Here is a 12,331-nt window from a genome sequence, read left to right on the forward strand (position 1 = left end):
ATGGAAGTAGCCGCTAAGCTGTCGGGCGCTCGTATCTCCGCCCAGAAAGCCCGCTTGGTCGCCGACCAGATCCGCGGGAAGAAGGTGGGCGAAGCGCTCAACCTCCTGGCTTTCAGCAGTAAGAAAGCCGCCGAGATCATGAAGAAAGTGCTGGAGTCGGCCGTTGCCAACGCTGAGCACAACGAAGGCGCCGATGTGGATGACCTGAAGGTCTCCACCGTCTTCGTCAACGAAGGTCGTTCGCTCAAGCGCATCATGCCGCGTGCCAAAGGCCGTGCTGATCGCATCGTGAAGCGGTCTTGCCATATCACGGTCAAGGTTGCGGACAAGTAACGGAGTCGACAGATGGGTCAGAAAGTACATCCCAATGGCATTCGCCTGGGTATCGTCAAGGAGCACACCTCCGTTTGGTACGCAGACCGCAAGAACTATGCGGATTACCTGTTTGCCGACCTGAAGGTGCGTGAGTACCTCCAAGACAAACTAAAAAGCGCGTCCGTAAGCCGTATCGATATTCATCGTCCGGCTCAAACCGCACGCATCACCATCCACACCGCTCGTCCCGGCATCGTGATCGGCAAGAAAGGTGAAGATGTTGAGAAACTGCGCCAGGACCTGACCAAGCAAATGGGTGTGCCTGTGCACATCAACATCGAGGAAATCCGCAAGCCGGAACTCGATGCCATGCTGGTTGCGCAGAGCGTAGCCCAGCAGCTGGAGCGTCGCGTAATGTTCCGTCGCGCCATGAAGCGCGCCGTACAGAACGCCATGCGCATTGGTGCCAAGGGCATCAAGATTCAGGTCAGCGGTCGTCTGGGTGGGGCTGAAATCGCCCGTACCGAATGGTATCGCGAAGGTCGTGTGCCCCTGCACACCCTGCGCGCCGATATCGACTATGCCACCTACGAAGCGCACACCACTTACGGTGTGATCGGTGTCAAGGTTTGGATCTTCAAGGGCGAGGTCATCGGTGGCCGCCAGGAAGAGCTGAAGCCGGTAGCACCCGCTCCTCGTAAAAAAGCTGCTAGGTAAGGAGTACGCAAATGCTGCAACCCAAGCGTACGAAGTTCCGCAAACAAATGACCGGCCACAACCGTGGTCTGGCTCATCGTGGTAGTAAGGTCAGCTTCGGTGAGTACGCACTGAAGGCCACTAGCCGTGGCCGCCTTACTGCTCGTCAGATCGAGTCCGCGCGTCGTGCGCTGACCCGTCACGTGAAGCGTGGCGGCAAGATCTGGATCCGCGTATTCCCTGACAAGCCTGTCACCAAGAAGCCCCTCGAAGTTCGTATGGGTAAAGGTAAGGGTGGGGTCGAGTACTGGGTAGCCCAGATCCAGCCGGGCAAGGTCCTGTACGAGATCGAGGGTGTTTCCGAAGAGCTGGCGCGTGAGGCTTTCGCCCTGGCTGCTGCAAAGCTGCCCCTCGCCACCTCCTTTGTTAAGCGGACGGTGATGTGATGAAAGCGAATGAACTTCGTGAAAAATCCGTTGAGCAGCTGAACGAGCAACTGCTCGGCCTGCTGCGCGACCAGTTCAATCTGCGCATGCAGAAAGCAACTGGCCAGTTGGGGCAGTCTCACCTGCTCTCGCAGGTTAAGCGCGACATCGCTCGCGTTAAAACTGTGCTCAATCAGCAAGCAGGTAAGTGATCATGGCTGAAGCTCAGAAAACCGTCCGTACGCTGACCGGCCGCGTCGTCAGCGACAAAATGGACAAGACCGTCACCGTACTGATCGAGCGTCGCGTCAAGCACCCGATCTACGGCAAATACGTCAAGCGTTCGACCAAACTGCACGCACACGACGAATCCAATCAGTGCCGCATTGGTGACCTGGTCACCATTCGCGAAACCCGTCCGCTGGCCAAGACCAAGGCCTGGACCCTGGTTGATATCGTTGAACGCGCGGTGGAAGTCTAAGGACTAGGGGTCGGAGAAATTATATGATTCAGACTCAATCCATGCTCGATGTCGCTGACAACAGCGGCGCGCGTCGTGTGATGTGCATCAAGGTGCTCGGCGGTTCCCACCGCCGTTACGCCGGCATCGGCGACATCATCAAGGTCACCGTCAAGGAAGCGATTCCGCGCGGCAAAGTGAAGAAGGGCCAGGTCATGACTGCCGTGGTCGTTCGCACCAAGCACGGCGTACGTCGTACCGACGGTTCCATCATCCGCTTCGACGGCAACGCCGCCGTCCTGCTGAACAACAAGCAGGAGCCGATCGGCACCCGTATCTTTGGGCCAGTGACTCGTGAACTCCGTACCGAGAAGTTCATGAAGATCGTCTCGCTCGCCCCCGAAGTGCTGTAAGGAGTAGCCGTCATGCAAAAGATTCGTCGTGACGACGAAGTAATCGTCATTGCCGGCAAGGACAAGGGCAAGCGTGGCAAGGTGCTGAAGGTTCTCGCTGACGACCGTCTGGTCGTCGGCGGGGTGAACCTGATCAAGCGCCACACCAAGCCCAATCCGATGCTCGGCCAACAGGGCGGTATCGTCGAGAAGGAGGCGCCTCTGCACGTCTCCAACGTCGCCATCTTCAATACTGAAACCAGCAAGGCTGACCGCGTTGGCTTCAAGGTAGAAGACGGTAAGAAAATTCGTGTCTTCAAGTCGACCCAGAAACCGGTTCAGGCTTGAGGCTGCTAGGTAGATCACCATGGCACGATTGAAAGAAATTTATCGGAAGGAAATCGCGCCCAAGCTGAAAGAAGAGCTTCAGCTGGCGAACGTGATGGAAGTTCCGCGCGTTACCAAAATCACCCTGAACATGGGTCTTGGCGAGGCGGTCGGTGACAAGAAGATCATCGAGAACGCCGTAGCCGATCTGGAAAAGATCACTGGTCAGAAGCCGGTCGTGACTTACGCTCGTAAGTCCATCGCAGGCTTCAAGATCCGTGAAGGCTGGCCGATCGGCGTCAAGGTCACCCTGCGTAGCGACCGGATGTACGAGTTCCTGGATCGTCTGCTGTCCATCTCCCTGCCGCGCGTGCGTGACTTCCGCGGCCTGAATGCCAAGTCCTTCGATGGTCGCGGCAACTACAGCATGGGCGTGAAAGAGCAGATCATCTTCCCGGAAATCGATTACGACAAGATCGATGCGCTGCGTGGCCTGGACATCACCCTGACCACCACCGCTCGTACGGATGACGAAGGTCGCGCCCTGCTGCGTGCTTTCAAATTCCCGTTCCGTAACTGATTGGAGTAGGAACATGGCTAAAGAGAGCATGAAGAACCGCGAGCTGAAGCGTCAGCTGACGGTAGCCAAGTACGCCAAGAAGCGTGCCGAGCTGAAAGCGATCATCGCTAATCCGAACTCCTCTGCGGAAGAGCGTTGGAATGCCCAGGTCGCCCTGCAGAAGCAACCGCGTGACGCCAGCGCCAGCCGCCTGCGTAACCGTTGCCGCCTGACCGGTCGTCCGCACGGCTTCTACCGCAAGTTCGGCCTGAGCCGTAACAAGCTGCGCGAAGCCGCCATGCGCGGCGACGTACCGGGTCTGGTGAAAGCCAGCTGGTAATCGCAGCGAACGGTGTCGCCAGTCGGCACCGTTGATCGCGACATCGAATCAAGCCCCTCATGGGGCTTGATTCGTTTTGGCGTGATCTCTAGAATACCCGGCTCCCCTGAGCCTGGGTTTGTTTCGCCTGGCGTTTATGGGCGAATTGAAGTTGAAGGCTTATTCTTTTGTATCAGGAGCGTTAAGCCCATGAGTATGCAGGACCCGTTAGCAGACATGCTAACTCGCATCCGTAATGCCCAGATGGCTGAAAAGACCGTCGTAAGCATGCCGTCCTCGAAACTGAAAGCGGCGGTAGCCAAAGTCCTGAAGGACGAAGGCTATATTGCGGATTTCCAGATCAGCTCGGAAGTAAAACCCCAGCTGTCCATCGAACTGAAGTACTTCGAAGGCAAGCCTGTCATCGAAGAGGTCAAGCGCATCAGCCGTCCTGGCCTGCGTCAGTACAAATCCGTTGAGCAACTGCCGAAAGTTCGTGGCGGCCTCGGTGTGTCGATCGTCTCCACCAACAAAGGTGTGATGACCGATCGTGCTGCCCGTGCTGCTGGTGTTGGCGGCGAAGTGCTCTGCACTGTGTTCTAAGGGGAATCAGCATGTCTCGCGTTGCTAAGAACCCCGTCAAGCTGCCTGCCGGCGTTGAAATCAAACTGGCTGGTCAGCAACTGTCCATCAAGGGCGCCAAAGGTGCTCTGGAGCTCAAGGTCCATCCTTCGGTCGAAGTGATCCAGGACAGCGGTGAGCTGCGTTTTGCTGCGCGTAACGGCGACCAGCAGACTCGCGCCATGGCTGGTACCACCCGTGCTCTGGTGAACAACATGGTAGTCGGCGTCAGCCAGGGCTTCGAGCGCAAGCTCCAGCTGGTCGGCGTTGGTTACAAAGCGCAGGCCAAGGGCCAAGTGCTGTCCCTGTCCCTCGGCTTCTCCCATCCGGTTGATTACGAACTGCCGGCCGGCATCGTCGCTGAGACCCCCAGCCAGACCGATATCCTGATCAAGGGTATCGACAAGCAGCTGGTCGGTCAGGTTGCTGCCGAAATTCGCGACTTCCGTCCGCCGGAGCCTTACAAAGGCAAGGGCGTGCGTTACGCCGACGAAGTCGTCCGTCGTAAAGAAGCCAAGAAGAAGTAGGGCATAGCAAATGAGCGTCAAGAAAGAAACCCGTCTGCGTCGCGCTCGCAAGGCACGCCTGAAGATGCGCGAGCTGGAAACCGTACGCCTCTGCGTGTACCGCTCTTCCCAGCACATTTACGCCCAGGTCATTGCGGCCGACGGCGGCAAGGTCCTGGCCAGCGCCTCGACCCTGGACAAAGACCTGCGCGAAGGTGCCACCGGCAACATCGATGCAGCCAAGAAAGTTGGTCAACTGGTCGCCGAGCGCGCCAAAGCGGCCGGCGTCACCCAGGTGGCGTTCGATCGTTCTGGCTTCAAGTACCACGGCCGTGTGAAAGCGCTGGCTGATGCCGCTCGTGAAGGCGGACTGGAGTTCTAAGTTATGGCAAACAACGAGCAAAAGCGCGACGAAGGCTACATCGAGAAGCTGGTTCAGGTTAACCGCGTCGCCAAAACCGTAAAAGGTGGCCGTATCTTCGCTTTCACCGCACTGACCGTGGTGGGTGATGGCAAGGGTCGCGTTGGTTTCGGTCGTGGCAAGGCGCGTGAAGTGCCGGCCGCCATCCAGAAAGCAATGGAAGCCGCTCGCCGCAACATGATCCAAGTCGATCTGAACGGCACCACCCTGCAGTATCCGACCAAGTCCGCCCATGGCGCCTCCAAGGTGTACATGCAGCCGGCTTCGGAAGGTACCGGCATCATCGCCGGCGGCGCCATGCGTGCCGTTCTGGAAGTGGCTGGTGTGCAGAACGTCCTGGCCAAGTGCTATGGCTCCACCAATCCGGTGAACGTGGTTTACGCCACCTTCAAGGGCCTGAAGAACATGCAGGCTCCGGAAGCAGTAGCGGCCAAGCGTGGCAAGAGCGTCGAGGAGATTCTCTAACCATGGCAACTGTCAAAGTCACTCTGGTCAAGAGCCTGAACGGCCGTCTGGCCAACCACAAGGCTTGCGTCAAGGGTCTCGGCCTGCGTCGCATCAATCATACCGTCGAAGTTCAGGACACTCCTGAGAACCGCGGCATGATCAACAAGGCCTACTACCTGCTGCGTGTGGAGGGTTAATCCATGCAACTGAACGATCTGCGTTCCGCGCCGGGTGCCCGTCGCGAAAAGCACCGTCCGGGCCGTGGCATCGGTAGCGGTCTGGGCAAGACCGGTGGCCGTGGTCACAAAGGTCTGACCTCCCGCTCCGGTGGCAAGGTCGCTCCGGGCTTCGAGGGTGGTCAACAGCCTCTGCACCGTCGCCTGCCGAAGTTCGGCTTCGTTTCCCTGAAGGCCATGGATCGTGCTGAAGTACGCACCTCCGAGCTGGCCAAGGTCGAAGGCGACGTCGTCAGCCTGCAGACCCTGAAGGATGCCAACCTGATCAACCAGCACGTACAGCGCGTCAAAGTCATGCTGTCCGGCGAAGTTGGTCGTGCGGTCACCCTGAAAGGTATCGCCGCCACCAAGGGTGCGCGTGCGGCTATCGAAGCAGTTGGCGGTAAATTCGAGGACTAAATGGCTAAGCAAGGTGCTCTCTCTGCGCTAAGCAACGGCGGTCTGTCCGAGCTCTGGGCACGTCTGCGTTTCCTGTTCCTGGCGATCATCGTCTATCGGATCGGCGCGCACATCCCAGTTCCGGGCATCAACCCCGATCGCTTGGCGGCACTGTTCCGGCAGAACGAGGGGACCATTCTTAGCCTCTTCAACATGTTTTCCGGCGGCGCGCTGGAGCGCATGAGTATCTTTGCACTGGGGATCATGCCGTACATCTCGGCATCGATCATCATGCAGCTCATGACCGCTATCAGCCCGCAGCTGGAGCAGTTGAAGAAAGAGGGTGAGTCTGGGCGTCGCAAGATCAGCCAGTACACCCGCTACGGTACTGTAGTCCTGGCACTGGTCCAGGCCATCGGCATGTCCGTTGGCCTGGGCAGCCAGGGCGTAGCCTTCTCCAACGACTTCGGCTTCTACTTCGTGGCTGTCACCACCTTCGTGGCTGGTGCCATGTTCATGATGTGGCTGGGCGAGCAGATCACCGAGCGCGGTGTCGGCAACGGCATCTCGATGTTGATCTTCGCTGGTATCGTTGCAGGCCTGCCGCGCGCCATCGGTCAGTCTTTCGAGTCTGCCCGTCAAGGTGACATCAACATCTTCGCCCTGATCGGCGTCGGCCTGCTGGCCGTGGCGATCATCGCGTTCGTGGTGTTCATCGAGCGTGGCCAGCGTCGCATCGCGGTGCATTACGCCAAGCGCCAGCAAGGCCGCAAGGTGTTTGCAGCGCAGACCAGCCATCTGCCGTTGAAGGTGAACATGGCGGGTGTGATTCCCGCGATTTTCGCCAGCAGTATCCTGCTGTTCCCGGCGTCCCTGGGCTCCTGGTTCGGTCAGTCGGAAGGCTTGGGTTGGTTGCAGGACATCGCGCAAGCGATCGCTCCGGGGCAGCCGCTGAACATCTTGCTGTTCACTGCAGGGATCGTTTTCTTCTGCTTCTTCTATACAGCGCTGATGTTCAACCCGAAGGACGTGGCGGAGAACCTCAAGAAGTCCGGTGCATTTATTCCGGGCATCCGTCCGGGCGAACAGTCCGCTCGCTACATCGATGGCGTGCTGACCCGTTTGACCATGTTCGGTGCTCTGTACATGACGGCTGTCTGCCTGCTGCCCCAGTTCCTGGTGGTTGCGGCGCACGTGCCGTTCTATCTTGGCGGGACCTCGCTGTTGATCGTGGTCGTGGTTGTCATGGACTTTATGGCCCAGGTGCAATCTCACCTCGTTTCTCACCAGTATGAATCCCTGATGAAGAAAGCCAACCTGAAGGGCTACGGCAGCGGCATGCTGCGCTGATAGACCCGTAAGGTTCGAGGAGTTGGTGATGAAAGTTCGTGCATCGGTCAAGAAGCTGTGCCGTAACTGCAAAATCATCCGTCGCGATGGCATCGTGCGGGTGATCTGCAGCGCGGAACCGCGTCACAAGCAGCGCCAAGGCTGATTGTGATCCACGCGTGATAACCCGGCAGCTAGTGTGCTGCCGGGTTGATTATTTGCTATTACAGCGCTAATATCCGCGCCCTTTCTTGGCTTCCTGGGCGCAGGGTAGCTGTCAATTGGAGTTTTTCTGAATGGCCCGTATTGCAGGCGTCAACATTCCGGATAACAAGCACACTGTTATCTCGCTGACCTACATCTATGGTGTTGGTCGCACTACTGCTCAGAGCATCTGCGCAGCCACCGGCGTAAACCCGGCTGCCAAGATCAAGGACCTGAGCGACGAGCAGATCGATCAGTTGCGTAACGAAGTCGCGAAGATCACCACCGAAGGTGACCTGCGTCGCGAAATCAACATGAACATCAAGCGTCTGATGGACCTCGGTTGCTACCGCGGTCTGCGTCATCGTCGCGGTCTGCCGGTTCGCGGTCAGCGTACCAAGACCAACGCGCGTACCCGCAAGGGCCCGCGTAAGCCGATCCGCAAGTAATCGCGTAGGAATCTAGTCATGGCAAAACCTGCTGCTCGTCCCCGTAAGAAAGTCAAAAAGACAGTGGTCGATGGGATCGCCCACATCCACGCGTCTTTCAACAACACCATCGTGACCATCACCGACCGTCAGGGCAACGCACTGTCCTGGGCGACCTCCGGTGGTTCCGGTTTCCGCGGCTCGCGTAAGAGCACCCCGTTCGCTGCCCAGGTAGCGGCCGAGCGTGCCGGCCAGGCTGCCCTGGAATACGGTCTGAAGAACCTGGACGTCAACGTCAAGGGCCCGGGCCCGGGCCGCGAGTCCGCCGTTCGCGCTCTGAATGCTTGCGGCTACAAGATCGCCAGCATCACCGACGTAACCCCGATCCCGCATAACGGCTGCCGTCCGCCGAAAAAGCGTCGCGTGTAATAGGAGACAGTGAGAAATGGCTCGTTACATTGGTCCCAAGTGCAAACTGTCTCGCCGTGAAGGCACCGACCTGTTCCTGAAGAGCGGCGCCCGCGCCCTCGACTCGAAGTGCAAGGCTGAAAACGTTCCTGGCCAGCATGGCCAGCGTCGTGGCCGTCTGTCCGACTACGGTCTGCAGCTGCGTGAAAAGCAGAAAGTACGTCGCATCTACGGCGTGCTGGAGCGTCAGTTCCGCGGTTACTACCAGGAAGCTTCCCGTCGCAAGGGTTCTACCGGTGAGAACCTGCTGCAACTGCTCGAGTGCCGCCTGGACAACGTCGTATACCGCATGGGCTTCGGTTCCACTCGTTCGGAATCCCGCCAACTGGTATCCCACAAGGCCATCACCGTCAACGGTCAGACCGTCAACATCCCTTCCTACCAAGTGAAGGCCGGTGACGTCGTAGCTGTTCGCGAAAAATCGAAGAACCAGCTGCGTATCGCTCAGGCTCTGGAACTCTGTGGCCAGCGCGGTCGCGTCGAGTGGGTCGAAGTCGACCTCGACAAGAAGGCTGGTACCTTCAAGAGTGCTCCGGCTCGCAGCGACCTGTCCGCTGATATCAACGAAAACCTGATTGTCGAGCTCTACTCCAAGTAAGGGCTAGAAAATAGGTGCATCCATGCAGAGTTCGGTAAATGAGTTCCTGACCCCCCGCCACATCGATGTGCAGGTGGTCAGTCAAACCCGCGCCAAGATCACGCTCGAGCCTCTCGAGCGTGGTTTTGGTCACACCCTGGGCAACGCGCTGCGTCGCATCCTGTTGTCCTCCATGCCTGGCTGCGCAGTGGTCGAGGCCGAGATCGACGGCGTACTCCACGAGTACTCGGCGATCGAAGGTGTGCAGGAAGATGTAATCGAGATCCTGCTGAACCTGAAAGGTCTGGCCATCAAGCTGCACGGTCGTGATGAAGTGACGCTGACCCTGGCTAAGAAGGGCTCGGGTGTTGTGACTGCTGCCGATATTCAGCTGGATCACGATGTTGAGATCATCAACGGTGACCACGTTATCGCCAACCTGGCAGACAACGGCGCGCTGAACATGAAGCTGAAGGTAGCTCGTGGCCGTGGCTACGAGCCTGCCGACGCACGTCAGAGCGATGAAGACGAAAGCCGCAGCATCGGCCGTCTGCAGCTCGACGCATCGTTCAGCCCGGTCCGTCGTGTCTCCTACGTGGTGGAAAACGCCCGTGTCGAGCAGCGCACCAACCTGGACAAACTGGTCCTGGACCTGGAAACCAACGGCACCCTGGATCCCGAAGAGGCTATCCGTCGCGCCGCTACCATCCTGCAACAGCAGCTGGCAGCGTTCGTGGACCTCAAGGGCGACAGCGAACCCGTCGTTGAAGAGCAGGAAGACGAGATCGATCCGATCCTCCTGCGCCCGGTCGATGACCTGGAACTGACCGTACGTTCGGCCAACTGCCTGAAGGCGGAAAACATCTACTACATCGGTGACCTGATCCAGCGCACCGAAGTGGAGCTGTTGAAAACGCCGAACCTGGGCAAGAAGTCCCTGACCGAAATCAAGGACGTTCTGGCTTCCCGTGGTCTGTCCCTCGGTATGCGCCTCGATAACTGGCCGCCGGCAAGTCTTAAGAAAGACGACAAGGCCACTGCCTGATCGTCGTAACTACCGAACGTAAAGTTTGGAAAGGAATTGAACCATGCGCCATCGTAAAAGTGGTCGTCACCTGAGCCGCACCAGCGCGCACCGCAAGGCTATGTTCCAGAACATGGCGGTGTCGCTGTTCGAACATGAACTGATCAAAACCACCCTGCCCAAGGCCAAGGAACTGCGTCGCGTTGCCGAGCCGCTGATCACCCTGGCCAAGGAAGACAGCGTCGCCAACCGTCGCCTGGCTTTCGACCGTACCCGTTCGAAAGCTGCCGTTGGCAAGCTGTTCAACGACCTGGGCAAGCGCTACGCCAACCGTCCGGGCGGCTACCTGCGCATCCTGAAGTGCGGTTTCCGCGCTGGCGACAACGCCCCCATGGCGTACGTCGAGCTGGTTGATCGTCCTGTCGGCGGTGAAGTCGTAGAAGCTGCCGAATAAGGCATCTGCTGCACAAGAAACCGGGCCCAGGCCCGGTTTTTTTATTACCTGCCTTAAAGTTTTTATCTATCGGCTCGCTGTCTTTAATAAATTGGATTGCGGGAGGGCTGTCATTCATCCTTAACCTGCTTTTACGAAAAGCTACGTTCGGATAAGCGAGATCAATGCAAAGGGCGCTTGGTTCAGCCGACAGGTTGTCCTCCGCCAATCCCTGGTCCACGCTGATGATTTCCGTGTAGCCGCTTCGCTTCATAGCACGTTAGCCGTTGAGGAGAGAGTAAATGGAAGAGAAGACCCGCCTGACCACTGCCGCTGGCGCACCGGTGGTCGATAACCAGAACGTGCAGACCGCCGGTCCGCGTGGCCCGATGTTGCTGCAGGACGTGTGGTTCCTCGAGAAGCTCGCCCACTTCGATCGCGAAGTGATCCCCGAGCGACGCATGCATGCGAAAGGCTCCGCGGCCTACGGCACCTTCACCGTCACCCATGACATCACCCCCTACACCCGGGCGAAGATCTTCTCCCAGGTCGGCAAGAAGACCGATATGTTCCTGCGCTTCTCCACCGTCGCCGGTGAGCGTGGCGCGGCGGATGCCGAGCGTGACATCCGCGGCTTCTCCATGCGTTTCTACACCGAGCAGGGCAACTGGGACCTGGTCGGCAACAACACCCCGGTGTTCTATCTGCGCGACCCGCTCAAGTTCCCCGATCTCAACCACGTGGTGAAGCGTGACCCGCGCACCAACCTGCGCAATGCGACCTTCAAGTGGGACTTTTTCTCTCACCTCCCCGAGTCGCTGCATCAGTTGACCATCGACTTCAGCGACCGCGGCCTGCCGAAGAGCTATCGGCACATCCATGGTTTCGGCAGCCATACCTTCAGCTTCATCAATGCGAACAACGAGCGCTTCTGGGTCAAGTTCCACTTCAAGACCCAACAGGGCATCGAGAACCTGACCAACGCCGAGGCCGCCGAAGTGATCGCCCAGGACCGCGAGAGTTCGCAGCGCGACTTGTACGAGAGCATCGAGAAAGGCGACTTCCCGCGCTGGAAGATGTACGTGCAGATCATGCCCGAGAAGGAAGCGGCTACCTATCGCTACAACCCGTTCGACCTGACCAAGGTCTGGCCCCACGGTGACTACCCGTTGATCGAAGTGGGCTTCTTCGAGCTGAACCGTAACCCGGACAACTACTTCGCCGAGGTCGAGCAGGCCGCTTTCACGCCGGCCAACGTGGTGCCCGGTATCGGTTTCTCGCCGGACAAGATGCTCCAGGGCCGTCTGTTCTCCTACGGCGACGCCCATCGCTATCGCCTGGGCGTCAACCACCACCAGATCCCGGTGAACGCCGCGCGTTGCCCGCACCAGGTCTACCACCGCGATGGCGGCATGCGGGTGGACGGCAACAACGCCCATCAGCGCGTCACCTACGAGCCGAACAGCTTCAACCAGTGGCAGGAGCAGCCTGACTTCTCCGAGCCGCCGCTGAGCCTGGAGGGCGCGGCGGACCACTGGAACCACCGGGTGGACGACGACTACTACAGCCAGCCCGCCGCGCTGTTCCATCTGTTCACCGACCAGCAGAAGCAGCGGCTGTTCGCCAACATCGCCGAAGACATCCGCGATGTACCGGAACAGATCCAGCGTCGCCAGATCGGCCTGTTCCTCAAGGTCGACCCGGCCTACGGCAAAGGCGTCGCCGACGCCCTCGGCCTGAAGCTGGACTGATGGCCTGATGAGGCC

At 58.9% G+C, this 12,331-nt stretch carries 23 protein-coding genes; all 23 read left to right on the forward strand.

What is annotated here, in order from left to right; translation table 11 throughout:
• A complete protein-coding gene (gene rplV, locus LJF27_RS29520) occupies window positions 1-333 on the forward strand; it encodes a 50S ribosomal protein L22 (RefSeq protein ID WP_003103908.1) in 333 nt (110 codons plus the stop codon).
• A gap of 12 nt (window positions 334-345) precedes the next feature.
• Window positions 346-1,032 (forward strand): 30S ribosomal protein S3, encoded by a 687-nt coding sequence (gene rpsC, locus LJF27_RS29525; protein ID WP_003093727.1) that lies wholly within the window; start codon window positions 346-348, stop codon window positions 1,030-1,032.
• A gap of 11 nt (window positions 1,033-1,043) precedes the next feature.
• Window positions 1,044-1,457 carry a 50S ribosomal protein L16 gene (gene rplP, locus LJF27_RS29530; RefSeq protein ID WP_003093723.1) on the forward strand — a complete coding sequence of 138 codons (414 nt, stop codon included), beginning with the start codon at window positions 1,044-1,046 and terminating at the stop codon, window positions 1,455-1,457.
• Window positions 1,457-1,648, forward strand: a complete 192-nt coding sequence (gene rpmC / locus LJF27_RS29535) for a 50S ribosomal protein L29 (RefSeq protein WP_003093720.1) — start codon at window positions 1,457-1,459, stop codon at window positions 1,646-1,648. Before rplP ends, rpmC begins: the two co-directional genes overlap by 1 nt.
• A 2-nt stretch (window positions 1,649-1,650) precedes the next feature.
• Window positions 1,651-1,917 carry a 30S ribosomal protein S17 gene (gene rpsQ / locus LJF27_RS29540; RefSeq protein WP_003093717.1) on the forward strand — a complete coding sequence of 89 codons (267 nt, stop codon included), beginning with the start codon at window positions 1,651-1,653 and terminating at the stop codon, window positions 1,915-1,917.
• A 23-nt stretch (window positions 1,918-1,940) separates the two neighbouring features.
• On the forward strand, window positions 1,941-2,309 hold the full coding sequence (gene rplN / locus LJF27_RS29545; RefSeq protein WP_003093714.1) for a 50S ribosomal protein L14: 369 nt from the start codon (window positions 1,941-1,943) through the stop codon (window positions 2,307-2,309).
• Window positions 2,310-2,321: 12 nt separating this feature from the next.
• Window positions 2,322-2,636 (forward strand): 50S ribosomal protein L24, encoded by a 315-nt coding sequence (gene rplX, locus LJF27_RS29550; protein ID WP_003093711.1) that lies wholly within the window; start codon window positions 2,322-2,324, stop codon window positions 2,634-2,636.
• 19 nt (window positions 2,637-2,655) lie between these two features.
• Window positions 2,656-3,195, forward strand: a complete 540-nt coding sequence (rplE, locus tag LJF27_RS29555; protein WP_003093703.1) for a 50S ribosomal protein L5 — start codon at window positions 2,656-2,658, stop codon at window positions 3,193-3,195.
• 13 nt (window positions 3,196-3,208) lie between these two features.
• The gene (gene rpsN, locus LJF27_RS29560) at window positions 3,209-3,514 is read left to right on the forward strand and encodes a 30S ribosomal protein S14 (RefSeq protein ID WP_003093701.1); all 306 of its coding nucleotides are present in this window, start codon (window positions 3,209-3,211) and stop codon (window positions 3,512-3,514) included.
• A 189-nt stretch (window positions 3,515-3,703) separates the two neighbouring features.
• Window positions 3,704-4,096: a 30S ribosomal protein S8 gene (gene rpsH, locus LJF27_RS29565; protein WP_003093700.1), complete on the forward strand. Its 393-nt coding sequence runs from the start codon at window positions 3,704-3,706 to the stop codon at window positions 4,094-4,096.
• 11 nt (window positions 4,097-4,107) lie between these two features.
• Complete coding sequence (gene rplF / locus LJF27_RS29570) at window positions 4,108-4,641, forward strand: 50S ribosomal protein L6 (protein ID WP_003093699.1); 534 nt, start codon at window positions 4,108-4,110, stop codon at window positions 4,639-4,641.
• 10 nt (window positions 4,642-4,651) lie between these two features.
• Window positions 4,652-5,002 carry a 50S ribosomal protein L18 gene (gene rplR, locus LJF27_RS29575; RefSeq protein WP_003093698.1) on the forward strand — a complete coding sequence of 117 codons (351 nt, stop codon included), beginning with the start codon at window positions 4,652-4,654 and terminating at the stop codon, window positions 5,000-5,002.
• A 3-nt stretch (window positions 5,003-5,005) separates the two neighbouring features.
• The gene (gene rpsE, locus LJF27_RS29580) at window positions 5,006-5,506 is read left to right on the forward strand and encodes a 30S ribosomal protein S5 (RefSeq protein ID WP_003093697.1); all 501 of its coding nucleotides are present in this window, start codon (window positions 5,006-5,008) and stop codon (window positions 5,504-5,506) included.
• A gap of 2 nt (window positions 5,507-5,508) precedes the next feature.
• Window positions 5,509-5,685, forward strand: coding sequence for a 50S ribosomal protein L30 (gene rpmD, locus LJF27_RS29585; RefSeq protein ID WP_003093696.1), 177 nt, complete (start codon window positions 5,509-5,511; stop codon window positions 5,683-5,685).
• Window positions 5,686-5,688: 3 nt separating this feature from the next.
• On the forward strand, window positions 5,689-6,123 hold the full coding sequence (gene rplO, locus LJF27_RS29590) for a 50S ribosomal protein L15 (protein WP_015502295.1): 435 nt from the start codon (window positions 5,689-5,691) through the stop codon (window positions 6,121-6,123).
• Complete coding sequence (gene secY / locus LJF27_RS29595) at window positions 6,124-7,452, forward strand: preprotein translocase subunit SecY (protein ID WP_023102833.1); 1,329 nt, start codon at window positions 6,124-6,126, stop codon at window positions 7,450-7,452.
• A 28-nt stretch (window positions 7,453-7,480) separates the two neighbouring features.
• Window positions 7,481-7,597, forward strand: a complete 117-nt coding sequence (gene rpmJ / locus LJF27_RS29600) for a 50S ribosomal protein L36 (RefSeq protein ID WP_003093693.1) — start codon at window positions 7,481-7,483, stop codon at window positions 7,595-7,597.
• 130 nt (window positions 7,598-7,727) lie between these two features.
• A complete protein-coding gene (rpsM, locus tag LJF27_RS29605) occupies window positions 7,728-8,084 on the forward strand; it encodes a 30S ribosomal protein S13 (protein WP_003093692.1) in 357 nt (118 codons plus the stop codon).
• An 18-nt stretch (window positions 8,085-8,102) separates the two neighbouring features.
• Entirely contained in the window at window positions 8,103-8,492 is a 390-nt protein-coding gene (gene rpsK / locus LJF27_RS29610) for a 30S ribosomal protein S11 (protein ID WP_003093689.1), read from the forward strand.
• A 16-nt stretch (window positions 8,493-8,508) separates the two neighbouring features.
• Window positions 8,509-9,129: a 30S ribosomal protein S4 gene (gene rpsD / locus LJF27_RS29615; protein WP_003093678.1), complete on the forward strand. Its 621-nt coding sequence runs from the start codon at window positions 8,509-8,511 to the stop codon at window positions 9,127-9,129.
• A gap of 22 nt (window positions 9,130-9,151) precedes the next feature.
• Window positions 9,152-10,153 carry a DNA-directed RNA polymerase subunit alpha gene (locus LJF27_RS29620; protein WP_003093675.1) on the forward strand — a complete coding sequence of 334 codons (1,002 nt, stop codon included), beginning with the start codon at window positions 9,152-9,154 and terminating at the stop codon, window positions 10,151-10,153.
• A gap of 43 nt (window positions 10,154-10,196) precedes the next feature.
• A complete protein-coding gene (gene rplQ, locus LJF27_RS29625; protein ID WP_003093672.1) occupies window positions 10,197-10,586 on the forward strand; it encodes a 50S ribosomal protein L17 in 390 nt (129 codons plus the stop codon).
• Between the two features lie 281 nt (window positions 10,587-10,867).
• On the forward strand, window positions 10,868-12,316 hold the full coding sequence (katA, locus tag LJF27_RS29630) for a catalase KatA (protein ID WP_023117197.1): 1,449 nt from the start codon (window positions 10,868-10,870) through the stop codon (window positions 12,314-12,316).
• Window positions 12,317-12,331: the final 15 nt, after the last annotated feature.

It is taken from the genome of Pseudomonas sp. 203-8, from assembly GCF_020708595.1.
Lineage (GTDB): Bacteria > Pseudomonadota > Gammaproteobacteria > Pseudomonadales > Pseudomonadaceae > Pseudomonas > Pseudomonas aeruginosa.

Bases quoted from the DNA above. Each gene is read 5' to 3' on its own strand.
- rplV (WP_003103908.1), top strand. From the start codon at position 1: ATGGAAGTAGCCGCTAAGCTGTCGGGCGCTCGTATCTCCGCCCAGAAA.
- rpsC (WP_003093727.1), top strand. From the start codon at position 346: ATGGGTCAGAAAGTACATCCCAATGGCATTCGCCTGGGTATCGTCAAG.
- rplP (WP_003093723.1), top strand. From the start codon at position 1,044: ATGCTGCAACCCAAGCGTACGAAGTTCCGCAAACAAATGACCGGCCAC.
- rpmC (WP_003093720.1), top strand. From the start codon at position 1,457: ATGAAAGCGAATGAACTTCGTGAAAAATCCGTTGAGCAGCTGAACGAG.
- rpsQ (WP_003093717.1), top strand. From the start codon at position 1,651: ATGGCTGAAGCTCAGAAAACCGTCCGTACGCTGACCGGCCGCGTCGTC.
- rplN (WP_003093714.1), top strand. From the start codon at position 1,941: ATGATTCAGACTCAATCCATGCTCGATGTCGCTGACAACAGCGGCGCG.
- rplX (WP_003093711.1), top strand. From the start codon at position 2,322: ATGCAAAAGATTCGTCGTGACGACGAAGTAATCGTCATTGCCGGCAAG.
- rplE (WP_003093703.1), top strand. From the start codon at position 2,656: ATGGCACGATTGAAAGAAATTTATCGGAAGGAAATCGCGCCCAAGCTG.
- rpsN (WP_003093701.1), top strand. From the start codon at position 3,209: ATGGCTAAAGAGAGCATGAAGAACCGCGAGCTGAAGCGTCAGCTGACG.
- rpsH (WP_003093700.1), top strand. From the start codon at position 3,704: ATGAGTATGCAGGACCCGTTAGCAGACATGCTAACTCGCATCCGTAAT.
- rplF (WP_003093699.1), top strand. From the start codon at position 4,108: ATGTCTCGCGTTGCTAAGAACCCCGTCAAGCTGCCTGCCGGCGTTGAA.
- rplR (WP_003093698.1), top strand. From the start codon at position 4,652: ATGAGCGTCAAGAAAGAAACCCGTCTGCGTCGCGCTCGCAAGGCACGC.
- rpsE (WP_003093697.1), top strand. From the start codon at position 5,006: ATGGCAAACAACGAGCAAAAGCGCGACGAAGGCTACATCGAGAAGCTG.
- rpmD (WP_003093696.1), top strand. From the start codon at position 5,509: ATGGCAACTGTCAAAGTCACTCTGGTCAAGAGCCTGAACGGCCGTCTG.
- rplO (WP_015502295.1), top strand. From the start codon at position 5,689: ATGCAACTGAACGATCTGCGTTCCGCGCCGGGTGCCCGTCGCGAAAAG.
- secY (WP_023102833.1), top strand. From the start codon at position 6,124: ATGGCTAAGCAAGGTGCTCTCTCTGCGCTAAGCAACGGCGGTCTGTCC.
- rpmJ (WP_003093693.1), top strand. From the start codon at position 7,481: ATGAAAGTTCGTGCATCGGTCAAGAAGCTGTGCCGTAACTGCAAAATC.
- rpsM (WP_003093692.1), top strand. From the start codon at position 7,728: ATGGCCCGTATTGCAGGCGTCAACATTCCGGATAACAAGCACACTGTT.
- rpsK (WP_003093689.1), top strand. From the start codon at position 8,103: ATGGCAAAACCTGCTGCTCGTCCCCGTAAGAAAGTCAAAAAGACAGTG.
- rpsD (WP_003093678.1), top strand. From the start codon at position 8,509: ATGGCTCGTTACATTGGTCCCAAGTGCAAACTGTCTCGCCGTGAAGGC.
- LJF27_RS29620 (WP_003093675.1), top strand. From the start codon at position 9,152: ATGCAGAGTTCGGTAAATGAGTTCCTGACCCCCCGCCACATCGATGTG.
- rplQ (WP_003093672.1), top strand. From the start codon at position 10,197: ATGCGCCATCGTAAAAGTGGTCGTCACCTGAGCCGCACCAGCGCGCAC.
- katA (WP_023117197.1), top strand. From the start codon at position 10,868: ATGGAAGAGAAGACCCGCCTGACCACTGCCGCTGGCGCACCGGTGGTC.